General features: G+C 71.3%; 19 protein-coding genes. 11 read left to right on the top strand and 8 right to left on the bottom strand.

Features of this window, described 5'->3' with window-relative positions:
• The coding region (locus AB0N02_RS26105; protein ID WP_363951463.1) for a hypothetical protein at nt 1-368 on the bottom strand (368 nt) is incomplete at its 3' end.
• Here AB0N02_RS26105 and AB0N02_RS26100 point away from each other — a divergent pair.
• Nucleotides 318-2,456, top strand: a complete 2,139-nt coding sequence (locus AB0N02_RS26100; RefSeq protein WP_363951460.1) for a hypothetical protein — start codon at nt 318-320, stop codon at nt 2,454-2,456. The genes AB0N02_RS26105 and AB0N02_RS26100 overlap by 51 nt on opposite strands.
• 223 nt (nt 2,457-2,679) lie before the next feature.
• Complete coding sequence (locus AB0N02_RS26095) at nt 2,680-2,913, top strand: hypothetical protein (RefSeq protein ID WP_363951458.1); 234 nt, start codon at nt 2,680-2,682, stop codon at nt 2,911-2,913.
• Nucleotides 2,914-3,277: 364 nt separating this feature from the next.
• Here the strand turns inward: AB0N02_RS26095 and AB0N02_RS26090 are convergent, their stop codons facing one another.
• The 4 genes from AB0N02_RS26090 to AB0N02_RS26075 all read right to left on the bottom strand — a co-directional run bounded on the left by AB0N02_RS26090 (nt 3,278) and on the right by AB0N02_RS26075 (nt 7,472).
• On the bottom strand, nt 3,278-4,762 hold the full coding sequence (locus tag AB0N02_RS26090; RefSeq protein ID WP_363951455.1) for a flavin monoamine oxidase family protein: 1,485 nt from the start codon (nt 4,760-4,762) through the stop codon (nt 3,278-3,280).
• A gap of 142 nt (nt 4,763-4,904) precedes the next feature.
• Complete coding sequence (locus tag AB0N02_RS26085) at nt 4,905-5,441, bottom strand: NUDIX hydrolase family protein (protein WP_363951453.1); 537 nt, start codon at nt 5,439-5,441, stop codon at nt 4,905-4,907.
• Between the two features lie 100 nt (nt 5,442-5,541).
• The gene (locus AB0N02_RS26080) at nt 5,542-6,198 is read right to left on the bottom strand and encodes a response regulator transcription factor (protein ID WP_363951450.1); all 657 of its coding nucleotides are present in this window, start codon (nt 6,196-6,198) and stop codon (nt 5,542-5,544) included.
• Nucleotides 6,195-7,472, bottom strand: coding sequence for a histidine kinase (locus tag AB0N02_RS26075; RefSeq protein WP_363951447.1), 1,278 nt, complete (start codon nt 7,470-7,472; stop codon nt 6,195-6,197). Before AB0N02_RS26075 ends, AB0N02_RS26080 begins: the two co-directional genes overlap by 4 nt.
• Nucleotides 7,473-7,638: 166 nt before the next feature.
• On the opposite strand from AB0N02_RS26075, the gene AB0N02_RS26070 reads away from it, so the two are divergent.
• A complete protein-coding gene (locus tag AB0N02_RS26070) occupies nt 7,639-8,370 on the top strand; it encodes a DUF2306 domain-containing protein (RefSeq protein WP_363951444.1) in 732 nt (243 codons plus the stop codon).
• Between the two features lie 10 nt (nt 8,371-8,380).
• Here the strand turns inward: AB0N02_RS26070 and AB0N02_RS26065 are convergent, their stop codons facing one another.
• Nucleotides 8,381-8,806, bottom strand: coding sequence for a cold shock domain-containing protein (locus tag AB0N02_RS26065; RefSeq protein ID WP_363951441.1), 426 nt, complete (start codon nt 8,804-8,806; stop codon nt 8,381-8,383).
• A 506-nt stretch (nt 8,807-9,312) separates the two neighbouring features.
• On the opposite strand from AB0N02_RS26065, the gene AB0N02_RS26060 reads away from it, so the two are divergent.
• From AB0N02_RS26060 to AB0N02_RS26045, 4 genes are read left to right on the top strand one after another with little or no spacing between them, the layout of a single operon-like run.
• Nucleotides 9,313-9,651 carry a CU044_2847 family protein gene (locus tag AB0N02_RS26060; protein WP_363951438.1) on the top strand — a complete coding sequence of 113 codons (339 nt, stop codon included), beginning with the start codon at nt 9,313-9,315 and terminating at the stop codon, nt 9,649-9,651.
• On the top strand, nt 9,615-11,303 hold the full coding sequence (locus AB0N02_RS26055; protein ID WP_363951435.1) for a trypsin-like peptidase domain-containing protein: 1,689 nt from the start codon (nt 9,615-9,617) through the stop codon (nt 11,301-11,303). Before AB0N02_RS26060 ends, AB0N02_RS26055 begins: the two co-directional genes overlap by 37 nt.
• 1 nt (nt 11,304) lies before the next feature.
• The gene (locus AB0N02_RS26050) at nt 11,305-12,297 is read left to right on the top strand and encodes a MoxR family ATPase (protein WP_363951432.1); all 993 of its coding nucleotides are present in this window, start codon (nt 11,305-11,307) and stop codon (nt 12,295-12,297) included.
• A complete protein-coding gene (locus AB0N02_RS26045) occupies nt 12,287-15,625 on the top strand; it encodes an SAV_2336 N-terminal domain-related protein (RefSeq protein ID WP_363951430.1) in 3,339 nt (1,112 codons plus the stop codon). The genes AB0N02_RS26050 and AB0N02_RS26045 overlap by 11 nt, the downstream gene beginning before the upstream one ends.
• Before the next feature lie 2 nt (nt 15,626-15,627).
• On the opposite strand, the gene AB0N02_RS26040 is transcribed toward AB0N02_RS26045, so the two are convergent.
• Nucleotides 15,628-16,959, bottom strand: a complete 1,332-nt coding sequence (locus AB0N02_RS26040; RefSeq protein WP_363951427.1) for a DUF4407 domain-containing protein — start codon at nt 16,957-16,959, stop codon at nt 15,628-15,630.
• A gap of 212 nt (nt 16,960-17,171) precedes the next feature.
• On the opposite strand from AB0N02_RS26040, the gene AB0N02_RS26035 reads away from it, so the two are divergent.
• The 3 genes from AB0N02_RS26035 to AB0N02_RS26025 are packed head-to-tail and all read left to right on the top strand — an operon-like array spanning nt 17,172 to nt 21,278.
• Complete coding sequence (locus AB0N02_RS26035; protein WP_363951425.1) at nt 17,172-18,566, top strand: hypothetical protein; 1,395 nt, start codon at nt 17,172-17,174, stop codon at nt 18,564-18,566.
• 4 nt (nt 18,567-18,570) lie between these two features.
• A complete protein-coding gene (locus AB0N02_RS26030) occupies nt 18,571-19,512 on the top strand; it encodes a hypothetical protein (RefSeq protein WP_363951422.1) in 942 nt (313 codons plus the stop codon).
• 11 nt (nt 19,513-19,523) lie between these two features.
• The gene (locus AB0N02_RS26025; RefSeq protein ID WP_363951420.1) at nt 19,524-21,278 is read left to right on the top strand and encodes a hypothetical protein; all 1,755 of its coding nucleotides are present in this window, start codon (nt 19,524-19,526) and stop codon (nt 21,276-21,278) included.
• Nucleotides 21,279-21,436: 158 nt separating this feature from the next.
• Here AB0N02_RS26025 and AB0N02_RS26020 read toward each other — a convergent pair whose 3' ends face one another.
• Nucleotides 21,437-22,939 carry a multicopper oxidase family protein gene (locus tag AB0N02_RS26020; RefSeq protein ID WP_363951417.1) on the bottom strand — a complete coding sequence of 501 codons (1,503 nt, stop codon included), beginning with the start codon at nt 22,937-22,939 and terminating at the stop codon, nt 21,437-21,439.
• Nucleotides 22,940-23,196: 257 nt separating this feature from the next.
• Between AB0N02_RS26020 and AB0N02_RS26015 the strand changes: the two genes are divergently transcribed.
• Nucleotides 23,197-23,811: a class I SAM-dependent methyltransferase gene (locus AB0N02_RS26015; RefSeq protein WP_363951414.1), complete on the top strand. Its 615-nt coding sequence runs from the start codon at nt 23,197-23,199 to the stop codon at nt 23,809-23,811.
• Nucleotide 23,812 lies beyond the last annotated feature (1 nt).

Below are 23,812 nucleotides of genomic sequence, written 5' to 3'. Positions count from 1 at the left end.
CGGTGGATGAGGGTGTGGGCGGGCAGTTCGGCCAGGCGGGCGGAGTCGTGGGCGGGTGGCTCGGTTCGGTGGATGGCGGTGTGGGCGAACGGTCCGATCCGGTGAACGGATCCGTAGGCGGTCGACACGACCCGGTGGATGAGGGTGTGGGCGGGCAGTTCGGCCAGGCGGGCGGAGTCGTGGGCGGGTGGCTCGGTTCGGTGGATGGCGGTGTGGGCGAACGGTCCGATTCGGTGGGTAGCGGTGTGGGCGGGCTGTCCGGTCCGGTGGGCGGAGTCGTGGGTGGGCTGGGCGGGCCGGGTGAGCGGGATGCGAGGTTGTTGCGTGCCGCGGCCCGTGAGCTGGTCGACATCGGGGTCACGATCCACGAGGCCGCCGCCCACGCCACGGCCGCGCTCACCGACGGCGCCGTGCTCGGGGCCCTGCCGCGTGCTCCGGTGGCGGGCTACCCGGTCCAGCGCGCGCTGCTGCGCGCGGTCACGAACGACCGGGGGCTCGGATTCGCCTTCACCGGCGGCAGGCTGGGCGCCCTGGCCGCCAAGTTCGGCGCGGTGGCGGGTGCGGAGAGCCTGGCCGTGCGCGTTCTGGCCACCTCGCTGCGGCTGCGCATCGCCGCCGTCGCCATCGACCACCCGGAGCTGGCCGACGACGCCATGCTGGGCCGGCTCATCGAGGCGGCCGCCGCCGACCGCGACCTGGAGGCCGTCCGCGCGCTGCGCGCCCTGCTCAGGGACCGGGGTGCGGTGCGCACGCTCAGCACGCTCGCTCCGATCCTCGGCGAGGTTCTCGCCCTGCGGGCCCTGCTGGACGAGAACCCCCTCAACGACGCCACGGCCTGGTTGATAGCCACCGGAAAGGGCTACGCCAGCGCCGACCCGATCACCGGTGTGAGCAACAGGGCACTGGCGGTCCTCGACGTCGGGGAGGGGGCCGCGCGCCGCATCGATCTGGCCGCGGCCGAGTCCGCGCGGCTGAGCACGCGGGGGTCGCTGCTCGGCTTCCTCCACAACGTCAGCGTGGTCGGCACGACGGGGCGGATGCTCATCCAGAGCGTCGAAGGGGCCGACGGGGTGCTGCGCCACGTCGTCCAGGTGCCCGGCATGCGGGCCGGGCGCCCCGACAACGACTCGCCCCAGGACCTGCTCGGCGCCTTCAGCAGTGCCATCCTGGACAGCAGCCCCTACAGCCGGGCCCTGGCCAAGGCAGTCGACGACTACGGCCTGCCCCGGGGAGCCGAGCTGGCCCTCATCGGGCACAGCGCCGGAGGCGCGGCCATCATGAACCTCGTGCAGGACGCCGGGTTCTGTGCCCGCTACACCGTCACCCACGCCGTCGCCGTCGGTTCGCCCATCGACTTCAAGACTCCCGCCGACCCGCGCACCTGGGTCGCCAGCGTCACCAACCAGCACGACATCGTCCCCACCCTCGACGGGCAGGGCGCGGGCGGCTGCTTCGACCTGCACCCCGACTGGTACACCGTGGACTACTACGACTCGACCCACCTGTTCCCGCTGTGCCACAGCCTTGAGCACTACATCGCCAACCTCACCGACGACCTGCCCGAGGCGCGCGAGCGGATCGACGGACGGCTCGCGCCCTACCTGGGGCCGGTCGCGCGCTCGCAGGCCTACCGGCTGTTCGACCGCGTCCCCCGTCCCGAGGGCTTTCCCTTCCTCACCGTGCCCACCCATCCGGTGGACACCCCGCGAGGAGCCGTCGAGCTACCGGTCAGGTGCCAAGGCGGCAGCGCCCTCACCGCCTACTTCGCCGCGGACCCGGCCGCGGCGGCCCGCCTGCTGGCGGGGACCGGGCTCGGTCCCGCCGTACGGATCGGGGGGCGCGCCCTCGTCGCCGTGCACGCCTCCTGGAACCGGCGGACCAGCATGGGCGGCTACCGTGAGGTCCACGTCGGGATCGTCGTGCCCGATCCGTGGCGGGCGGGATCGCTACGCGTCTGGCCCGACCTGCTGCGCGGCGCCGACCGGCGGCGTTCGGGGAGCTTCCTGGCGGCTTCCGCGGTCGATCCCGATCCCGCTTCCGGCCTTGACGACGGCACCCTCTCCGCCGTCGCCCGGCGGTTGTGGGGCGGCGAGCCGTACCTCGTGCCCCTGGAGTTCGAGCTCGCCGCCGGGGTCGCGCGCGTCGCGGCCGGTGGTCCCGACGACCGGCTCCTCACCCTGTGCGGGCCGCTCGGTCCCGGGCTGCCCGTGAGCGACCGCGACCTGGTCGGCTACGCGCGCGGCGACGGTACGGCGCTGCGTTCGTGCGTGCGGACCCGGGGCTCGGGCCGGGTGCATCCCGTGCCGCTGATGCGGCTGACCGTCGGGCGGACCGACCATCCCCTGGCCCGCGGGCTCCGCGACCTCGGTCTCAACGGGGCCCGCCCGCTGCTGTGCCTGTCGGCCGCCGCCCGCCAGACGCTCCAGGACGCCTGCGTCCCGGTGCCGACCACCTGACGACCGGAGGACGCCGATGCCCGCCGTACCCGAGGAAAACGCCGGGCCTGAGGAAAACGCCGTACCCGAGGGAACCGCCGTACCCGAGGGAACCACCGGGCCCGAGGGAACCACCGGGCCCGAGGGAACCGCCGTGCCCGGAAGGATCGCCGTACCTGGAGGAGCCGCCGTGCCCGGAAGGATCGCCGCACCCGGAGGAGCCGCCGCACCTGGAGGGGCCGTCGTGCGCGAGAGGCTTGCCGCCCACGCCGCGGTCCTGCGGGCCGACGCCCGCGCGCTCACCGAGTGCGCCGAACGCCTGCGCGAGATCGAGGCCAGGCTGGAGGCCCACGGGGCCGCGCCGCCGTGGCTGAGCGAGTCGGTCGGCGCCCACCTCGCCGCCTGCGCCACGGCCGCCGCCGATCTGGCCGAGGCCGCGGCCCGGTTACACCGTTACGGCGGCCGAACACATCCATGACGCCCGTTGGCCGGGCGTGTCCCGGCATCGGCCGATCGGATGCCCTCCGCCGATCGGGTGCCCTCCTCCCATCGGACGTTCTCTGACCATCGGAGGCCCTCCGCCCATCGGGTGCTCTTCTCCCGTCGGGCGCCCTCCGTCCATCGGGTGTCATCCTCGTGGCGGCCGGTCAGGCGTGCCTGGACGCCCACCGGCCGGATGTGCCCTGACACCGGCCGGTGGGCGTCAGAGCACGCCCGCCCGGCCGGTCGAGGGTTTCCGGCGGGCGCCGCGCGTCGATCTCCGGCGCGTACTGATCTCCGGCGCGCGCTGATTTCCGGCGCGCGTTGATCTCCGTGGGCGCCCGCGGTGTGCCGGGTGCCGGTCAGCCGGCCTCGTGTACGGCCCGCGCCGCGCTGAGCCCCGACTCCAGCGCCCCCTCGATCCAGGCGTGCCACAGCGAGCAGTGTTCGCCGGCGAAGTGCACGCGCCCCTCCGGTGCGATGATCGCGTCGTGCAGGCTGGTCTGCTGGTGCGGCTCGAACAGGGCGAAGGCGCCCGCCGCGTAGGGATCGTCGTACCAGGCGTGCGTGACGCCGAACTCGAAGTGGTCGTGGATCTCGGGGTGGATCTTGGCGACGTCCTCGAGTGCCTGCTCGACCCGCTTCTGCGGTGACATCGCACCCCACCGCAGGGCGTCCTGGCCCCAGGTGTAGCTGGCCAGCAGGACCGAGCGGTCGTCGTCGGGCGAGGGATGCGAGGGGTAGCAGATGCGCCGGATCGGCAGGTCGGTGACCGTGGTGCCGCCGACGATGCCGTCGGTTCGTTCCCAGAACGGCCGCCGCACCTGGAAGAGGATCTTGGTTGAGGCGTTGTAGTTCAGCTCGCGGATGGCGCGCTGTTTGCGGCGGGAGAAGGCGGGCCTGACCTCGACGTCGCGCAGCACCGAGAAGGGGATCGTGCAGATGGCGTAGTCGCCGGTGAACGTCGTCTTCCCCGAACCCGTCTTGACGTGCAGGGTGACCGAGTGGTCGTCCTGCTCCACGGCGGTGACCTCGTGACCGAACCGGATGTGGTTCCTGAGCTCCCGGTAGAACGCGTCGGGCAGCCGGTCGGAACCACCCTCGATCTCCTGCATGTCCTCGAAGGCCCGCCCGATGATCTCGCGGAACTGCTCGATGACCGCCGCGTTGAGATTGGCCTCCCGGAAGCTCATGACGCCGTAGAGCTCGATGGCTCCCTCGGAGAAGCCGCGCTCCCGCAGGAAGCTGCGGATGGAGTAGCGGTCGTACTCGGCGCAGATGCGGTCGAGCGCGTTCTCGCCCTCCTGGGCGTACAGGTCGTGGATCTCCTGGGTGGCGCTGCGCCACAGGTCCTCGTAGGTGCGGCCGCGTTCGTGCTCGGCCAGGCCGAAGTCGACGACCCCCGGGTTGTCGTTCAGTTCCTTGAGCGTGGTCCGGACGCCCTGGATGTATGCCAGGGTGTTGGGATTGCCCATCACGAAGGGGCGCAGGGACAGTCCGAACCGCCGGCAGTAGGCCAGCGTGAGATCGTGCACGCGCGGGATCCGCATCGCTCCCGCCTCGGCGTACAGGCCGGGTGCGAAGTCGCGCAGGGTGAGCACGCGTCCGCCGACCCGCTGCTGGGCCTCCAGGACGACGGGCTCGTGGCCCTGACGCATCAGCTCGTAGGCGGCGACCAGTCCGGCCATCCCGCCCCCGATGATCAGCACGCGTTTGCGGGGTCTGCCGCCCGCGGCCAGCCCGTGCTCGGCCGTCGCGACCAGCTCCGCGGGCACCCGGAGCTCGTGGCTCGGCCTGGGTGCTCCTGCCTCTACCAACTCGGCGGGCATGGCCGTACCAGCCGCCATCGATGTCGACCGTCTCTCGTTCAGAGTGTCACACCTCCCGGTTTCACGTAAAGCAACTACATGATTGCCCTAAGTGATGTCTCTTGCCAAGAGGCGATCCGGACTCACCGGATCCGCCTCACCGGGAGGGGAGCCGGAACGGTCAGGGGAGACAGCCCACGTGCGCGAGGGCCTGCCTCAGCAGGACCCCGTGCCCGCCGGACATCTCCTGCTGCACCAGCGGCGACGCGGCCTCCTGCGGCGTGAACCAGACGAGGTCGAGGGCGTCCTGCCGGGGACGGCAGTCACCGGCGACGGGAACGACGTAGGCGAGGGATACCGCGTGCTGGCGGGGGTCGTGGTACGGCGTGACGCCCGGCGTCGGGAAGTACTCGGCGATGGTGAACGGCTGGGGAGACGCCGGGATACGGGGCAACGCCACCGGGCCGAGGTCCTTCTCCAGGTGCCGCATGAGCGCGTCGCGGACACGCTCCTGGTGAAGCACGCGGCCGGAGACGAGGGCACGGCTGACGGTTCCGTCGGATCCGATGCGCAGCAGCAGGCCGACGTGCGTGACCACTCCCGCGTCGTCGACCCGTACCGGCACGGCGTCGACGTAGAGGATGGGCATCCGGGCACGCGTCGACTCCAGCTCTTCGGGAGAGAGCCAACTGGGCGAAGTTTCGGTCATTTCGGTCATTGATCGATCGTACTTCGCAGCCCGTCCGGAGACACGATAACTCCCGCGAGCCGCGGCGAGCGGCCGACCCGCCGAATACGCGCAGGTCGGTGTGGGTGGCTCACCGCCTGTCGACGAATCCCGTCCGGTAGGCCCAGACGACGGCCTGGGTCCGGTCGCGGACCTCCAGTTTGCCCAGGACATGCTTGATGTGGGTCTTCACGGTCTCCAGGGACACGTGCATCGAGCGCGCGATCTCGGTGTTGGACATGCCCTCGGCGAGCGCGCGCAGTACGTCGCCCTCGCGTTCGGTGAGCCGCGCCGCGAGGACGGCCGCCGGATCGCCGGGGCCGCGCCGGGTGGCGAGCGCCTCCAGCAGACGGCGGGTCACCGACGGCGCGAGGAGCGCGTCGCCCGCCGCGACGGTGCGGATGCCGGCGACGACCTGTTCCGGGGTGGCCCGTTTGAGGAGGAAACCGTCGGCGCCCGCGGCGATGGCGTCGTCGACGACCTCGTCGAGGTCGAACGTGGTGAGCACGAGCACCCGCGGCCGGGGCGGCGGCCACGACGTGATCTCGCGGGTGGCCTGGACGCCGTCGTGGCCCGGCATCCGGACGTCCATCAGGACGACGTCCGGCGCGCTCGTCCTGACCCCGTGTACGGCGTCGCGCCCGTTGGCCGCCTCACCGACCACGCCGATGTCGGGCTCGGCCTGGAGGAGGGCCCGCAGCCCGCCCCTGACCAGCGCGTCGTCGTCGGCGAGGAACACCTTGATCACGACCGCGCCGTCCGTACCCGGCCGGGCAGGGTCGCCCGTACGCTGAAGCCCTCCGCCACCGGTCCCGCCTCCAGGTCCCCGCCTTCGAGCCGGGCCCGCTCCCTCATGTTGACCAGGCCGCGGCCGGGCACCGGAGCCGGAAAGCCGCGCCCCTCGTTGGTCACCTCGACGCGCACCTCGTCCCCGGCCTGTGCCAGGTTCACCCGGATCCGGCCGCTCGTCGTGTGGCGCAGCGCGTTGGTGACGGCCTCCTGGATGATCCGGTACAGCGCCCGCGCCGTGCTCGGGGCCAGGTCCACCTCGCCGGTGTTCAGCTCCAGCTCGCGACCGGCGGCGTGCACGCGGCCGGCCAGCCCGGTCAGGTCCACGGGGTCCGCCGGGTCCGCCGGGTCCGCCGGGTCCGCCGGGTCCGCAGGGTTCACCGGGTTCACCGGGGCGGCCAGGTCGGCCAGGCCGGCCGGATCGGTCGTCGCCGGGGCGGAGGCCGCGCCCGCGGCGCCGTCCACGGTCGGATGGAGGACGCGGAGCAGGCGGTCCAGCTCGTCGAGCGCGCCCCGGCCGAGCGTCTCGATGTGCCCCAGCGCCTCGTGGCCGAAGGCCGGGTTCTCGGCGAAGACCCGGCGCCCGACCCCGGCCTGCATGACCATCACGTTGACCGCGTGCCCCAGGGCGTCGTGCAGCTCACGGGCCAGCCTGGTCCGCTCCTCGATGAGGATCCGCTCGGTGCGCATGGCCCGCTCCCGCGCCTCGCCCAGGGCGCGGGCCTCGGCGGCCGCGGCGTACGCGCGCCGGCTCCGGGCGGCGTCGCCGCCGATCGTCGAGATCAGGAAGCACATCGTGATTCCCAGCAGTTCGAGCGCCCCCACCGGCGCGCGGTCCAGCGTGACGTAGCCGACGACCGCCAGTCCGGCGGCCAGCGCCCCCGTCAGCCGCCGCGTCCAGTCCCCGTACAGCGAGAAGCACGTGAAGAGCGCGATCCACGCGGGCCACTGCACGACGGTGACGGTGTATCCGGCCGCCGCGTTGACGATCAGGGCCGCCGACGTGACGATCGCCACCGTGACCGGGGCGACCTGCCGCCAGAGCAGGCACAGCACCGAGGCGGTGGCGACGGCGAACCCGAGCGGGTCGATGTCCCGGTAGGGCGGCCCGGCGGAGGCCAGCAGGCTCGCGACGACGGACATGACCGTCAGTCCGCCGGCCAGCCAGGCGTCGCCGCGGGCCGGTCGGGTACGGCGGAGCCCGTCGGCCTCGCCCGGCGGGGGGATGCGCATGCCTCATCCTGCACCCGCCCCGGGCCCGGAGGTCAACACCCCGGCCCGCGTTCTCCCTGGTCCTCCCCCAAATGAGGGAGGCGGATTCCACTCGGGCGAGGGGCGACCGCCGTACCGCCGCGAACCTAGCTTGTGGCACGACCGATCGACCGCGGAAGGCGTGCTCATGGTGATGATCGACGAACGGGTCCGGCGTGCTTCGAGGCGACGCGGCGCCGTCGGATGGTGGTGGATCGCGCTGAGCGCGGTCGCGATCGCGGTGCTCGCCCCTCTGCCGTACCTCACCGACTCGTTACGGGGCCTCGCCGAGGGGCACGACCAGATCGCGGCCAACTACGTGCCGCGGCCCTCGTGGGCGCAGGTCGCCTTCTACGTTCACATCGGCTGTGGCGGCCTGGCGTTGCTGCTGTCGCCGGCGCAGTTCGCGGCGCGGCTGCGCGCGCGTGCCCCGCGGGTCCACCGGGTCTGCGGCCGCGTCGCGATGGGCTGCATGGTGCTGGCCGGGAGCGCCGGCCTGGTGCTGGCGCCGATGAACCTGGCCGGGGCGGTGGGGACCGCCGGATTCGGGACGCTGGGCGCGCTGTGGATCGGCTTCGCCGTCGCGGCCTACCGGGCGATCAGGCGGGGCGACGTCGCCTCGCACCGCCGCTGGGCCGTCAGGGCCTTCGCACTGACCTACGCCGCGGTGATGCTCAGGCTCTGGCTCGTCCTCCTCGTCCCGCTCCACGAGGTGGTCGCCGGCCTCGACGAGGACGCCGCCTTCGACCGCGCCTACCTGATCGTCCCGTTCCTGTGCTGGGTCCCCAACCTCCTGGTGGCCGAGGTCATGCTGCGGCGACGCCGGAGCGGCCGGGAGACCCACGGCGCCGGCGGGCACGGCCGCCCGCCGGTCACGTGAGAGGGCGGTCCTAGTCGATCAGCCAGCCGTGTCTGCGGGAGAGGCCCAGGAGGCTCTCGCGCAGCCGGACGATCTGGGCTCCCGTCAGGTCGGGAACGCTCTTGAGGAACAGCTCGGTGAGCTCCTGGCTGAGCTCGACGGAGTGCAGGACGTCGCACATCTCCTCGTCGTCGTGCGACCCCTCGGCCGCGGCCGGACGCTGGAGGGGTTCGGGCGAGCGGGGCCTCTCCCCGGCTACGCGGACGTTGAACGCCTTGAGCCCGCGGTCGCCCTCCATGACCTCGTACTCGACGGGGGTGCCGGCCGTGAAGGCGGCCTTGTCATCGAGGAGCTCATTGGTGTGGACGAAGATATCCGGGCCGCCGCCCTTGTCGGGCACGATGAATCCGTAGCCGCGAACGTCGTCGAAACGCAGGATCCTTCCAGAAAACGCCACAGCAAACCTCCGAAAACATCCATCCACCACCTGGTCAGAAGCGGGGAGATCGTCCAAGCCCTGACCGGGAACGAGTCTTACATGTGGTGGCACGCAGAACAACAGCCACTATGTGTAGCCCATACTACATTGAGAGTAATCTCATCCGGCGGTTCCCCCCGGCCACGGTGCCTTGGGGAGGGACGTGGTCCCGTGGAGGCGCGGGTGCCCGGTGGGCCGGACTCGGAGCCGGACCTGGACCCGGATCCGGGGGTGGCCGTCCGCCGGTGGTCCGGTGGCGGGGCCGCGGCGCCGTACCGGCCTGGTCCCGCCCGGCCCTGCCCGTCATGGAGCGCTCCGGGGGCCCGTGCCCGTGCCGAGGGGTCTGCACCCCCTGAGAATGTTCTGCCATTTTTCCGAAGGTGTGATTCCCCAGGGGAGGGCTTGTTACAGTTTCGTTCATCGGGGCGATTTCACATCGGAAATGAATGGTCCCGGATTCCGGGTCTGCGGGCGGGAGACCGACATTGAGTGAACTTCTGCGCTGGAAGACCGAAAGTGGAACGATCGTCGTCGAGGCCGATGAGGAACAGGCGGGCTACGCCTCCGTCGTCCGGCGGCCGGGAGAGATCGTCTCCGACGTCAAGAACAGGTTCGAGGAGTCGCTCGAGAGCTTCCGCGACGCCGCCGCCTCCGCGCTGAAGGTGTTCCGGGACGACACGCTGAGGCCCGACGAGGTCGCCATCGAGTTCGGCCTGAAGTTGAACGCCGAGGTGGGGGTGGTCATGGCCAAGGCCGCGGCGGAGGGCCATCTCGTGGTGAAACTGAGGTGGGCGCGGGGCGATGCGGCGGTGCCGGGCGAGTGACACGGGACTGGGGGTGGCGAGTACGCGTTGACGCCTCCGGTGATGTGGGCTCCGGCATACTCGTCGACGATTCGCACGTGCTGACCTGCGCCCACGTCGTGAGCGGGCACGCCCGGGCCACCGCCGTGATCGGCGGCGAGAAGATCGGCGCCGAGGTCGTGCCCTGTGCGCACTGGGCCCAGGTCGACGACCCCGGAGACGTGGCGGTCCTGCGCCTGGAACGCAGGACCGGAGTACGGCCCGCCCGCTTCGCCGACCTGAACGCCCTGCACCACGGCAGGGTGGAACTGGGCGCCTTCGGATTTCCGCACGACAAGGAGAACGTGGGATCCATCGTCACCCTGAACTCGCGGCGCGACATGGGCCTGCAGGAAGAGGAGTGGTGGCAGCTCGACGTCGACGCCGCCCACCTGGAGGCCATTCGCCGGGGCTTCAGCGGGGCGGCCGTCTACCTGCTCGACTCCGACCTGGTCGTGGGCATGCTGTCGGACACCGACCGCAGGCTCAACGGGCTGAGCGGCCGGATGCTGCCGCTCAGCAGCATCCGGCGATACTGGCAGGAGCTGGACGACCACATCCCCTTCGGCTGGCTGGAGCGGGAGAGCAGGCGCGAGCTGCGGCGGCTGCTGGCGGGAATCCGCAGCGCACCGAAGGCGGACGCCCTGGTGGAGAGCGCCTTCCCGTTCCTGCAGAGCGAGCGGTCGTTCTCCTCGCTGTGGGAGGCGGTCAGCTACGTCGGCGAGCAGCTCATGCGGGACGAGGCGATCGCCCACTTCATGACGTTGCTGGTGCGTCACGTGGACGGGGCCGACCGGCGGCGTCTCGCCGACTGGATGCGGCGGTGGATGCCCGAGCACCTGCCCCGCGGCGAGAGCGCGCCGCCCGCCTCCGTGATCGTCAGGGTGGACCGCAGGCGGGACAGGACCGAGCTGACGATCGAGTCCCTCGTGGACGGCGAACCGGCCGTCCGGCGGGGACCGGTCGCCATCGAGGACGAGGAGACGTTCCGGGAGAAGGTCGAGGAGCTCCTGCCCGAGGTGTGCAGGATCACCCGGCGGCGGGACCTGATGTTCGAGTTCGCGCTGCCGATGCGGTTCTTCCATCTTCCGTTCGAGACCTGGCTGCTGGACCGGGAGGACGGGATCGAGCTGCGGTCCTTCCCCGTGGTGATCCGGGACGTCAAGCGCCTGGATCCGTGGTCGTTCCGCACCGGCTTCGCGCTGGAACGCTGGGAGTCGCTGCGCGCGCGGGGGGAGACGGCGCCGCGACCCGTCGACTGCGACCTCCCCTACACGCTGCCGGAGTACCGCGAGTGGATCGCCGAGGAGGACGTCGGGGCGCTCGCCTATTCGGCGCGGCCCTCGGGCGACCACCTCAAGGAGGCGCTGAGCGTCGGCATGCCGGTGATGTTCTGGCCACGCGCCCAGTGCGAGAGGGCGACCCACGAGGCCTGCGAGCGGACGCTGCGCAACCTCACCAGGTACGTCGAGGACGCCCACCCCAACGCGCTGCCGAAGAAGGTCAAGAAGCTGCGCAACGACGCGCGGCACCCCATCAAGGGTGTGACACACCAGTACGGCAGGGAGCTGACCCTTTTCTGGGACGACCCGGCTCGCACCCCCGACCCTCCACTAGGGATGGAAGCCACCTGACATGCCGAACTGGAAGATATTCGAGGGGACACGCGTCCAGCACGACAGGATCGGCGAGCTGCCCCCGCCGCCGAAGTGGCGGGAGTTCACCGGAGGGCCGCCGCTGAGGACCCCCGAGGGGAAGCCCTGGAACCTGCACCAGGCCAAGGCCTACCGGTCCACGGCCGCCGCCGTCGAGCAGGTCAACGCGGCGCTGTACCTGCGGAGGCCGTTGCTGGTGACCGGTCCGCCCGGCAGTGGCAAGTCGACGCTGGCGGCGGCGGTGGCCTACGAGCTGAAGCTCGGCCCCGTGCTGCACTGGCCGATCACGAGCAGGGTGACGCTCAGGGACGGGCTGTATGAGTACGACCCGCTCACCCGCCTCTACGACGAGCGCAGGACGACGCCCACCGGTGACGACATCGGCCGCTACCTGCGTCTCGGGCCTCTCGGAACGGCGCTGCTGCCCTACGGGCGGCCGAGGGTGCTGCTGATCGACGAGATCGACAAGAGCGACCTCGACCTGCCCAACGACCTGTTGACCATTTTCGAGAAGGGGGAGTTCGAGATCGCCGAGCTCTCCCGGCGGGAGGATCCGGACGCCGAGGTGCTGACCGCCGACGGCGGGCCGCGGGTGCCGGTCAGGGAGGGGATCGTCAGATGCCGCGCGTTCCCGCTGGTCATCATGACCAGCAACGGCGAGCGTGAGTTCCCACCGGCGTTCCTGCGTCGCTGCGTCACCCTGGAGCTGCGCCAGCCGGCGGACGAACAGGAGCTCGCCGCGATCGTTCGCGAACACCTCGACACCCTCACCGAGGAGAGGTCGGCTCTCGTCCGCGACCTCGTGAACCGCTTCTTCGACCGGCGGACGGTGGGGGAGCTCGCGACCGACCAGCTCCTCAACGCCGTGTACCTGTGCCACCACGCCGCCAGGGACGCGACGGTGGATCTCATGGACCTGGCGGAGAAGGTCATGCCGTACCTGTCCGGGCAGGCCCGCCCCGATGAGCGTTGAGAGGCTGCGTTCGGTACTCGGTGCGATAGGGCCGCCGCCCAGCACGCTCGAACTGGCCGAGATGCTCTGGCTGGCGGCGCACATCGGCGGGGAGCCCGCCGTGCGCGAGGCGCCCGCTGGGCCGTCTCCGGATCCCGTCCCCTTCGCCGACGAAGACACCGGTGTCTCCCAGGACGAGCAGCCGGCCGACCTGACGTTCCCCCCACCGGCGCCGGCCGACGCGCACCGGTACGGGGTGCACCTCCCCGACGAGGAGAGCGAGCCCGATCCGGACGCGCTCGTCCGGGAGGTGCTCGTTCCGACGGCGCCCATGCTGACCGAGACGCTGGAAGTCCAGCGCGCGTTACGGCCGTTGAAACGCCGCGTCGAGTCGAGCCGGCGCCGGGTTCTCGACGAGAACGCCACGGCCGACCGCATCGCCCGCACCGCCGACCGGGACAGCCCGTGGCTGCCGGTCATGGTCCCGGCGACGGAACGATGGCTGAACCTGTTGCTGATCGTCGACTCCGGTCCCTCGATGAGGATGTGGCGGCCCCTCGGCAGGGAACTGCACGAAACGCTCGCCAGGACCGGCGCGTTCCGCAACGTCCGGATCGCGCGTCTGGACGGGGACGGGGTGACGACCGCCGCGCCGGGCGGCTCGCGCCGGGGCGCGTCGACGCTGATCGACGCCACCGGTCGTCAGGTCGCCCTCGTCCTGAGCGACTGTTCCGGGCCGCACTGGTGGCGGGGCCGGGCGCAGCGTGCTCTCGTCCGGCTGGCCGCGCACGGGCCGCTGGCCGTCGTGCAACCGCTGGCCGAGCGGCTCTGGAGCCGTACGGCGGCGCCCACCACCCTCGGCACGCTGTACGGATCCCGGCCCTGCGCCCCCAATCCGGAACTCAGGTTCGTCCCGTTCGACGACGACCCCGGACCGGGTCCCTCCGATGTGCCGGTCCCGGTGCTCGAATGCTCCCACGGGTGGTTCGCGGAGTGGGCGCGGGTGGTCGGCGGAGTGGGCGGGGCACGGACGGCGGCGGTCGCCTACCTCGGCACGGAGACGCCCTCCCACGAACCCGTCGACAGGGAGCGGCGGCTGTCCGTCGAGTCACGGGTCCGCAGGTTCCAGTCCTCCGCGTCGCGGGAGGCGGTACTGCTGGCCGCGCACGCGGCGGTCTCCTTCCCGGCTCTGCCGATCATGCGGCTGATCCAGAGACGGGTGCTGCCCGCCTCCCAGCCCGGCCACCTCGCCGAGGTACTGCTCAGCGGCCTGCTGTCGCCCAGGAACAGCGAACTCGGCGTGTACGAGTTCCTTCCCGGGGCCCGGGAGGCGCTGCTGAGCGCGCTTCCGCGTTCGAGGGCCTGGCACACCGCCGAACTGCTGAAGCAGATCTCCCGCGAGATCGAGCAGCGGGCGGGGCGCGGGGCGGACGCCTTCCGGGCCCTGGTCATGTCCTTCGACGGCGACGAGGAGGCGGCGGCACCGGCGAGCAGGCCGTTCGCCCTGGTCAGCTCGGCCGCGATGCGAATGATCACCCGGACGGCGCTTTCACGCGCCGTGCCGCGGAACCCGGCCGAGGCCCGGGGCACGACCGTCCGCGCCACGGTGGGCGCCGGGTACTCGCCGGCCGACGGATACACCCTGGTGCGGGTTCTCGACGAGAGCGACGCCGTACGGACCTGGCGGGCGGTGGACGGAACGTCCGGCGAGGTCGTGATCAAGCAGATCAAGAGTCCGCCCGGACAGGGCGAGGCGGACTTCGCCGCCCTCAGGCGACGGCTGACAGAACTCGTCGAGAGGTCACGGCGGACCCGGCATCCGGCGCTCGCGCGTTACCTTGAGCTCGTCGAGAGCGACGGCAGGCTCTGGCTCGTCATGGAGAGGCACGAGGGGGAACCCCTGGCGCGCAGGCTCGCCGAGCACGGCCCGCTGCCGTGGGAGACGGTCGCCCGAATCGGCGGGCAGCTCGTGGCGGCCCTGATCGACTGCCGGGAGGCCGGTCTCGTGCACGGTCTTCCCACCGCCGAGGACGTTCTCCTCGACGGCGACGACGTCACACTGACCGGGTTCGAGACACGCGTGATCAACGTCCGGGTGCCGTCGGAGCCGGCCGGCCACCTGTCTCCCGAGCTCCTGGACGGCGAGTCCGTGTCCGTCACGTCGGATCTCTGGGCCGTGGGCGTCACCCTCTACGAGGCGGTGGAGGACGGGAGCCCCTTCGGCTCCGGACCGAGGGGCGGGAGGCGCCGCACCATGCGGCCGCCGCGGCTCGCGGACCGCCTGGGGCCCCTGCTTGAGCGGCTGCTCCATCAGAACCCCGGGCTCCGGCTCTCACCGGACGCGGCGCTCGGCGCGTTCGACCGTCTCCTGCTGGGCGAGGACGGATCGGGGGAGTCGAGCGCGGACGAGTCCTCCCATGAGCCGTGGATCACGATGTGGGGTCCGCCCGGCAGCGGCAAGACCACGTTCCTCGGCGCGCTCAGCATCGCCACGAGCCGTTCGAACAGCTCGCTGAAGGTGATCGGCGCGGACATCCCGTCGACGGACCGGCTCATCGACACCACGGCCATGCTCACGACCCGGCGGCACTTCCCGCCGACCACCCTCTCGCTGGAGAGCTTCCGCTGGATCCTGGTGGGGCAGTCGGAGGTGCGGAGCGGGTTCCTGAACAGGCGGACGACGCTCCGTTCGTACCGGATGGGCCTGAACGTCTACGACCCCCCGGGAGAGCTCTTCCTCCCGGCGGAGACCCACGGTCCCGGCCGGGAGCAGATGATCGAGAACCTCGTCCGGAGCAGGGGCGTCGTGTATCTCTTCGACCCCGTCCGGGAATTCGAGGTGGGGGACGCCTTCGACTCCCTGCGGGACATGCTCCTGCGGGTCAGTGCGAGGATGGACTGGGAGAGATCGGCGGACGGACCGCTCCCGCATCACGTCGCGGTCTGCGTCACCAAGTTCGACGAGCTCCGGGTGCTGAGGACGGCGGTGGAGCTGGGGCTCGTCTCGGTCGACGAGGACGATCCGCACGGGTTTCCGCGGGTGCGCTCCGAGGAGGCGGGGGAGCTGTTCCAGCAGCTGTGCGCCGTCTCCGCCAGCGGCACCGCGGATATGATCCTCCCTCTTCTGCGCCAGTACTTCCGGCCCGATCGGATCAGGTTCTTCGTCACCTCGGCCATCGGCTTCTACCTGGATCCGGTCACCGGCACCTTCAACATGGACGACCCGCAGAATCTCATCCCCGACGACAAAGGGCGAGATGTGCGGATCCGCGGTCAGGTCCGCCCGATCAACGTGGTCGAACCGCTGCTGTGGCTCAGCCGGCGACTGGATCCTGCCACGCGATCCTGAGATCAGAAGTCGTCGTCGTCGGGGAACAGCTCGAACGTGCCGGGGCGCTCGGTCCTGACGTCGATCAGCGAGCGGAGCGCGCTGTCCTCCAGCGGAGCGGCGTCCTCGTCGTCCGCCGCCGCCGTGACGGGCCCGGTGCGGAGCTCCGCCGGCTGGGAGACGAACACCGTGCTCGGCGAGGCGGAGAGTGGTTCCCGCCGCCAGATCTCCCAGAGCGTGGCGGCCGGACCCGGGGACGCCCGGAGGCCGCTGTAGGTCTCCCTGGCCATCCGGTACTCGTGCTGCTCGGCGAGCGCGAGGATCCTCTCGTAGTTGCCCGGCCGCTGCATGAGCTTGACCGTGATGGGCAGGCACTCGATGAGGAGGAAGAACAGGAACAGCAGAATCCGCGCGGTGTTGAGCGAAGCCTCTCTGCCGGAGACCATGCCGAGCGCCCTCAGCCTGATCAGCAGGCCGTTGTCCGCGAGGTTCTCCGTGTCGAAGGCCTCCTGCAGCGCGGTCTGACGGCGGACCGCCGCGTTCAGCTGCTCCTGGGCTTGGGGAAGCTCCCTGACGGCCTGTTCGAGCCGGGCCTTCTTGGACGAATCATCGTTGGCGACGAGATCCTGCTTGCGTTTATCGATTTGGGTGTTAAGGGCTTCGAAGCGTTTTGCGGCCTCTCTGTAGGATTTTTCGGCGGCCCTGGCCAGGGGGCCACTGCCCTTCTTAGGACATTTGGGACCTCCATAGAGTTGGCACTGCCATTCGGTGTAGTACCTGTCGACCAGGGGCCGCTGCTGTTCGCGCTCTTGGGTCAATGACTTTATGAGCGGATCGCCGGCGGGGTCGATCGCCGTGTCGCCGTTGGAGCCGATGATGTTCTGGAGTGTGGTGACGGTCGTTCTCAGCGAGGCCACCTGCTGTCCGACGGCACTGTTGGTCAGATCCCTGACAAATACATCGGCGCGTTCCCGGTGAATCTCCGTGATCTGCGCGTCGATCTCGGAGCGGAAGATCTGCAGCACCAGGGGAGTGGAGATCACCACTCCGAGGAACAGCGCGAGAACCATCCGGGGCACCGCGAGCGACCAGCGGCGACGGCCCTCGGTGGGCATCGAGGCCACCAGCCACCGGTCCAGGCTCATGATCGCCAATCCCCAGGTCAGCGCGGTGGGAACCGCGATGAGCGGGGAGATCCCCAGCGTGGAGGACAGGGCGAACCACATCGAGACGGAGGCGAGCAGGCCGGTGGTGAGGATCGCACCGCCGAGGCCCTCGAACTTTCCCGACTCGGTCGGGCACCTGCCGACGATTTCGGGCCTGGCACCGGAAAGGGTGATCAGAAGTTTCCTCATCACTTCCCTTTCGAGCGGATGGCGCCACTGTGCCCATAGCGTAGTCCAGCCTCTCTCGGAGGCGATGAAATCGTTGTATTCAAGTGATCCGACCGTCCGGAACGGGACGGCCGCGAACCCGTAACGTGGGGACGCGCCGCGGCGATGTCGCAGCGATATGGTCAAGGTGCCGGACGCCGTGAGCGCTCACGACACCCAGCTAGGAGCCGCAGGTGGTCGAACCCGACAATGATCTGCTGCTCAAGTTGCTCGCCGACGCCGTCGGAAAAACCACCGAATCACAGCGGCTGACAATTGTCGGCCTCGGAGCCGGGGGACTTTCCTCCTGGGAGGTCCACCGCGAACCCACCGGGGCGCCCGGAGGCGTCCGCCGGCCCGTCCTTTCCTGGAGCGAGCTGTTCGAAGGTCCCTTTCCTCCCGGACAGGTCGTCGTACGAGCCGCGGGGATCCAGCGGGACGCCTCCGCGGTGCTCGTCTGCGACGCGCCGGACGACCGGCACGCCGTCCAGGCGCTCGAACTGCTGCGCGGCGCCTATCCGTCCGTGCCGGTCATCGCCTCCCGGGGGGCGAGGATCGGCGAGATCCTCCAGCGGGTGATCGCCGACGAGCCGCTCACCCGGCCGTACGATCTCGTCGTCCTGCGGAGGACCGTGTCCGGGCGTCCCCTGCTCTCCGGCCTGCCGCTGTTCCCGGTGGGCGCGAGGCGCGGAGACCTCGTCGACCTCGTGATCCGCTGCGGGGCGGAGGAACCGCACGGCACCGTCTTCGCGGTGGTCGCCGCGTCCGACCGGCGCTTCCACCTGATGTCGGTCGAGTCCGCCAGGCTCACACCCGGCCGTTACGAGCTGACCGCGGAGCTGAGACGTCCGGGACGCGTCCGCTTCGCCGGTCTGCCCGCCGAACTCCGGCGCGACCACCGCCCCTGGAACTCCCTGGTGAGCGCGATCCCGGACCGCCTGGTCTCCTCCACCACCCCCTCCCATCTCATCTGCGCCGTCGAGGTCAGCGGCACCGGAGAACGGGTCTCGGAGCGGTTGTCCCGGCTGGAGCGGGTGATCCGGGCGGCGGCGGAGCGCACGGATCCGATCGTCGTGTCGGTGATCTCCTACGGCCCGCACTCGTTCGAGCGGGCCGTCCCCGAGGCCTTGGTCGACGTCGGCGGCTGGATGGTCCCCACCGGCCGGGCGCTGGAGACCGTACGGTGGCTCCGGGAGCGCGGTCCGCTCGCCGTGGGCTACCCGGTGGCGGCACAGCTCGAATGCGTGCTCCACGAGGTGGCGCGCCGGATCGGTGGGGCACCGGAGGCCGCCACGGCACTGCTCACGATCGGGGACCGGCCGGCGCACCCGCCACGTGCCGGCCTCGGCGGGAGGCTGCCCTGTCCGCACCGGCGAGACTGGGCCGAGGCACTGCGCGCGTGTCCCGGCGTCGTCTTCGCCGCGATCCGCGACCGCCCGGCGGATCAGGTCGAGCCCGTCTGGCACCGCCTGGGCGAGGCGATGCTCACGGACCTCGACACGTTGGACGTTCCCGCGCTCGTGCGGGCGCTGGAGCTCATACCTCCCGCCGCGCAGCGGGTGCCCTTTCCCCTGATGGCGACGGAGTGAGGCGATGTCAGGAGAGCACAACATCGCGATGTGGGGCGCGCCCGGCAGCGGCAAGACCACCTTCCTGGCCGCGCTCAACATCGCGGCGATGCAGCGGCAGAGCATGTGGAGCGTCATCGGAGCCGACGCGGCCTCCACGGACTTTCTCGTCAGGATGACGGAGACGCTGGCGGCTCAGCGGAGGTTTCCGCAGGCCACCGTGGGAATGGAGCGCTACCGCTGGTTTCTGCTGAGTGAGGAGGACGGGCGGAGAGGACGTCTGTTCAGGCGTCCGGCCAGGCGCCAGGTCGCCATCGGGCTCGATCTCCTCGACCCGTCGGGTGAGGTCTACTCCAGCGGTCGTTCCGCGTACCGCAGCCGAGAGGAACTCGTGGACGTGCTGGCGCGCAGCCGGGGGATCGTCTACCTGTTCGACCCGATCCGGGAGGCCGAGGAGGGGGACGCGTTCGACCATCTGCACGGTGTGCTGATCCAGCTCTGTCAGCGCATGCTCTCCGCCGGAAGGTTCTCGGACGGCGTGCTCCCGCACCACGTGGCGGTCTGCGTCGCCAAGTTCGACGACCGCAGGATCCTCGAGACGGCCTTGAGGCTGCGCCTGCTGACGATCGATCCGGAGGACCCTCTCCGATTTCCCCGGGTGGACGACGAGGACGCGGCCGAGCTGTTCCGGACACTGTGCGAGGTCTCGGTCGACGGCAGCGGAAAAATGGTGGCGAGCGCGTTCGAACGCTACTTCCACCCGGACCGGATCAAATACTTCGTGACATCGGCCATAGGTTTCCACGTCGATCCCGGGCGGGGCGTCTACGACGACGACGACTCCGAGAACCTGTTACCCGAGAGCGGAGTCTCGGGCTTCCGGATCCGCGGGGCCGTCCGCCCGATCAACATCATGGAGCCGCTGCTCTGGCTCGGGCGGCGGCTGTCGTCCGGGTCGCGGGACTGAGGGAGACGCCGTTGCGCGGAACCAGGGCACGGATGACCGCGGAGTGGGCGGTCTGGGGTAAGAAACCCGAGGACCGGGACTACACGGTCCAGTCGTGCAGCGGAGGGGTGCTCACCCCCGAAACCGTCACCGCGATCATGGACCGGTTCAGCGCCGGCACGCCGAACACCCTTCCCGAGGTGACGATCAGCTGGTTCGGCCGCGACGACCTCGCCCACGTGGGGCTCGCCGTCCAGGAGTGGTCCGACCGGCAGGACCGGGTGGGCCGGCGCATCGCGGTCACCCGCTACTTCTGCGTTCCCTATGCCCGGCTCGCCGAGCACCCCGTCTCGTACGAGGCCCTGTTCCACGCGTTCGAGGGACTCACGCCGCCCGCCGACGGCCCGCTCGTGGTCGACCTGCCGATCATCGACCCGGAGGAACTCGCGGCGCGGGTCACCTACGAGGCGATGGGCACCGCCGCGCTCCTGTTCACCCGGCGGCCGGTCTGCGTCGAGGGGGCGGAGAACCTGCCACTGCTCGAACGGCTTCGCTTCCTGGACACCGTCGCCGCGCTTCTGCCGTACGGGCTCAGGGGCAGCCTTTCCGCGGCCACCTGGGCGAGCAGTACGGCTGCGCACCGGATCCGCCTGTCGTTCTCCAAGTACGCCCCCTCCGGTGCGAACCTGGTCGTCTGGGGCAGGGCGCCGCTCGTGTCCGACGCCGGGGAGCACGACGCCGACACGTACGCGCGGCTGCTGGCCGAGCACGGGCACGGGCACGGGTACGGGGGCCACCTCGTCGCGCATCTCGCCGGGGCGACCGGGCGGCTCACGTTCCGGCCGTCCGACTTCCCCGAGACGGCCGGGGTGTTTGACCGGTTCGGCACGGATCTCCGGCCGCCGGACACCTCCGCGCCTGACCTGCTCGTCGCCTGCGCCGACGCCATGGACCGGGGGGACGCCGCCGACCTCGAACGGAACCTGGCCGCGCTGGCGTTCGTGACGACGGCCCGGGAGCGGTCCGGGGAGGAGCGCGCCGCGCTGCTGGCCGTCATCAAGGAACGCCGGATGCTCGCCGAGGAGCAGCCGGTGCCCGGCCTCGGCGAGGAGGTCTTCCGGGTCCTGCTGACCGTGTCCTGCGGACGTACGCTCGGACCGGAGCACCTGGAAGTGATCGAGGACGCGGCCGGAGGCCTGCACGACTCCCTGATCGAGGCCATGCTCGGCAGACCGGCCGCGGAGGCGGCGGTGACGCTGACCCTCGCCCACCGCCTGGGCGACGGCAGGCTCGCCGAGGAGGTCCGGCGGATGACGACGGCCGATCTGGTGGAGGCGGCCGCCGAACCGCCCGCCCGGCTGTGGCTGGTCGAGGCGGTGTGCGCGGAGCTGGAGACGCGCTCACAGGACCGCGACCTGGCCCAGATGCTGCACCGGCACGGCTATCTGGCGGGCCCGCTCGCGACCGTCTACGCGGGTCGCGGGGACATGCAGATGCGGAGACTCTCCAGCCTGCTGCGGGCGGCCCACGGCCCTGTCCTCGACGACGCCGGGTTCGACCGGATCCTCGGCGAGTGGCCGGTGCTGCCGCCCGCCGCGCTGTTCGGCGCGGTCATGAGGATGTACGGCACCGGCTCCAGGGAACGGCTGATCGACGTCACGCTCACCGATTTCCTGAAGCTGGCCGGGTTCGACGAGCCGACCCTGGCGGAGCTCCTGGCCCTGCTCCGGGACGCGAAGCCCGCGGGCAGGATCCGGCGTCGCGCCGTGTTCCGGCAGGACGGGTGAGTCCCGTCCGTACGGGAGCGTTCGCACGGAGCGTTCGCACGGGGGCGTCCGCACGGGAGCGTCCGCACGGAGCGTCGCCTGGTCCGGCGGCCGGGCGCGGAACAGGTCGTGGCCCGGCCGGCCGGCGGCCGGGCCACGTGGTCGGCCGGGGGCGCCGCTCAGGGGACGACCTCGAAGACGGCCATCATGCCCATGCTGGAGTGGTCGAGGGCGTGGCAGTGGAAGACGTACTTGCCGAGGTGGCCGGTGAACGTGGCCTGGACCCTGACGGTCTCGCCGGGGGCCACCGACACGGTGTCCTTCAGTCCCCTCTCGGCCGGGCCGACCGCCACCCCGTCGCGGTCGAGCACCCTGAACTGCACGAGGTGCACGTGCAGGTTGTGCGGTACGCCGATGGGCACCGTCGAGTTGGTTATCCGCCAGATCTCGGTGGTGCCGTGCTGGATCGTGGCGTCCACCCGGTTCGGGTCGAAGAGTTTGCCGTTGATGGTGAACCAGCCGAGGGCGAAGTCGTAGGCGAACTCCACGTCGCGGACGTTCGTCGCGGCCGGGAGCGTGGTCTCGGGACGGAGCACCGACGGGACGGCGCTGTGGTCCGGCGCCGTCTGCCCCACGTCGAAGCGCAGGACGGGAAGCCCGCTGAGCGTGTCGTTGAGGACGAGCTGGGTGCCCTGCGGATACGAGGAGAAGTCGACCACGATCTCCGCCCGCTCACCGGGGGTCAGCGGGATGCCGGTGGTCGGCACGGGGGCGGGCAGCAGGCCGCCGTCCCCGGCGATCTGCACCATCTGCTGGTTCTGGCCGAGTTCGAGCTGGTAGACGCGCATGTTGCTGGCGTTGAGCAGCCGCAGCCGGTACTTCCTGCGGGCGACCTCCAGGTAGGGGGCGGGCCTGCCGTTGGCCAGCAGGGTCGTCCGGTTGCCGGAGTCGTCCGGGACGAAGACCAGTGAGCCGTCCTCGGCGAACCGCGCGTCGGTCAGCATGATCGGGATGTCGTATCCGCCGCGGGGCAGCCTGAGCCGCCGTTCCGCGGGGTCCTCCAGCAGATAGAAACCGTGCAGGCCGCGGTAGACGTGCTCGGCCTCCCGGTGGTGCGCGTGGTCGTGGTACCACAGCGTCGCGCTGAGCTGCTGGTTCGGATACTCGTAGGTCCGGGACTGCCCGGGCGGGATCACGTCCGTCGGGAAGCCGTCGTGGGCGGCCGCGACGTGGGCGCCGTGCAGGTGCACCGCCGTTTCCTCGGTCAGCGCGTTGGTGTGCGTGATGATCACTTTTCGGCCGACCTTGGCGCGGATCGTGGGTCCGACGAAGGTGCCGCCGTAGGTGAGCACCGGGGCCGGCAGACCGGGCAGCAGCGCGGCGGTCGCCTGCTGGGTGGTCAGGGCGTACACGTCGGCGTCCGGCAGGACGCTCGTCGGCGCCAGTGTCGCGGGCAGGGGCAGGGGGACCGAGAAGGGGGCGACGGCCGGTGCGTTGAGGCGGGCGGCGACCGCCGTACCGCTGCCGTGTCCCATGGCGTGACCGGCCGTCGCGCCGTGTCCCAGGACGTGACCGGTCTCTTCGGCGCGGACGCCGAGCGATCGGATCGACGCGGCGGCGGGGATCAGGGCCGCGCCGCCCGCGACGACGCCGAGCCGGAGCAGGTTGCGTCGGGTCAACATCGTTATATGGCTCCCGTGTGGGTTCGGCGGCTCCGGCGTTCGCCGGTCCGTCGACAAGGTGCCGCCCGGAACTCGCGTTCGACTTGAAGGCGACTGGAACGCGGATGAATCCGGCTCGGACGGCCGGTGAGATCAGGTCCGCCTCGAGGTCCGCTCGACCGGGGCGGGGCATGGTTGGGAGGCGGCGGGCTCCCAACCGTGCTCGCCGAGGACGGCCCGGTGGTGCCGGGGAACGCTCAGCGAAGAGGAGGTCGGGAATGGCCGAGGGGAATCCCTTCGAAGCGGCCTATCGTGCCCGTGGACAGCGGGCGTCCGCGCCGTGGGACGTGGGGCGTCCGCAGCGCGTCGTGACGGAGCTCGAACGCGCCGGGTCTATCAGGGGGCCGGTGCTGGACGCGGGCTGCGGTACGGGTGAGCACACGATCTTCCTGGCCTCGCTCGGTTACGACGTGCTCGGAGTCGACAGCTCGCCGTCGGCCGTGGAGGAGGCGCGCGGCAAGGCGGCGGCGCGCGGGGTCGTGGCCCGGTTCGAGCTGGGCGACGCGCTGGAGCTCGACGGACACGACGGTGAGTTCGGCACCGTGGTCGACACCGGTCTGTTCCACCTCTTCGACACCGAGACCCGCGGCCGCTACGCCGACGTGCTGCGCCGGGTCTCCAGGCCGGGGGCGGTGGCGCACGTCCTGTCGCTCTCGGACACACCCGCACCGGGATTCCCGGCGGGAGCCGGTGAGGCGGACTACCGCGCGGCCTTCCACGATGGCTGGAGGGTCGAGCAGATCCGGGCCGCCCCGTTCACGTGCCTTGACCCGGGCGATCCGCTTCGGCGGGTCGACGTGCCCGGCTGGCTGGCGACCGTACGGCGATCCTGAC

It is taken from the genome of Streptosporangium sp. NPDC051022, from assembly GCF_040683035.1.
Classification (GTDB): Bacteria; Actinomycetota; Actinomycetes; order Streptosporangiales; family Streptosporangiaceae; genus Streptosporangium.
The sequence above is the reverse complement of the archived record's forward strand: the minus strand, read 5'-3'. Positions and strand labels throughout refer to the sequence as shown.

Coding starts and splice junctions, on each gene's coding strand:
- AB0N02_RS26090 (WP_363951455.1), bottom strand. CDS start 4,762: ATGGCGGCTGGTACGGCCATGCCCGCCGAGTTGGTAGAGGCAGGAGCA.
- AB0N02_RS26020 (WP_363951417.1), bottom strand. CDS start 22,939: ATGTTGACCCGACGCAACCTGCTCCGGCTCGGCGTCGTCGCGGGCGGC.
- AB0N02_RS26030 (WP_363951422.1), top strand. CDS start 18,571: ATGTCAGGAGAGCACAACATCGCGATGTGGGGCGCGCCCGGCAGCGGC.
- AB0N02_RS26075 (WP_363951447.1), bottom strand. CDS start 7,472: ATGCGCATCCCCCCGCCGGGCGAGGCCGACGGGCTCCGCCGTACCCGA.
- AB0N02_RS26050 (WP_363951432.1), top strand. CDS start 11,305: ATGCCGAACTGGAAGATATTCGAGGGGACACGCGTCCAGCACGACAGG.
- AB0N02_RS26070 (WP_363951444.1), top strand. CDS start 7,639: ATGGTGATGATCGACGAACGGGTCCGGCGTGCTTCGAGGCGACGCGGC.
- AB0N02_RS26015 (WP_363951414.1), top strand. CDS start 23,197: ATGGCCGAGGGGAATCCCTTCGAAGCGGCCTATCGTGCCCGTGGACAG.
- AB0N02_RS26040 (WP_363951427.1), bottom strand. CDS start 16,959: ATGAGGAAACTTCTGATCACCCTTTCCGGTGCCAGGCCCGAAATCGTC.
- AB0N02_RS26085 (WP_363951453.1), bottom strand. CDS start 5,441: ATGACCGAAATGACCGAAACTTCGCCCAGTTGGCTCTCTCCCGAAGAG.
- AB0N02_RS26045 (WP_363951430.1), top strand. CDS start 12,287: ATGAGCGTTGAGAGGCTGCGTTCGGTACTCGGTGCGATAGGGCCGCCG.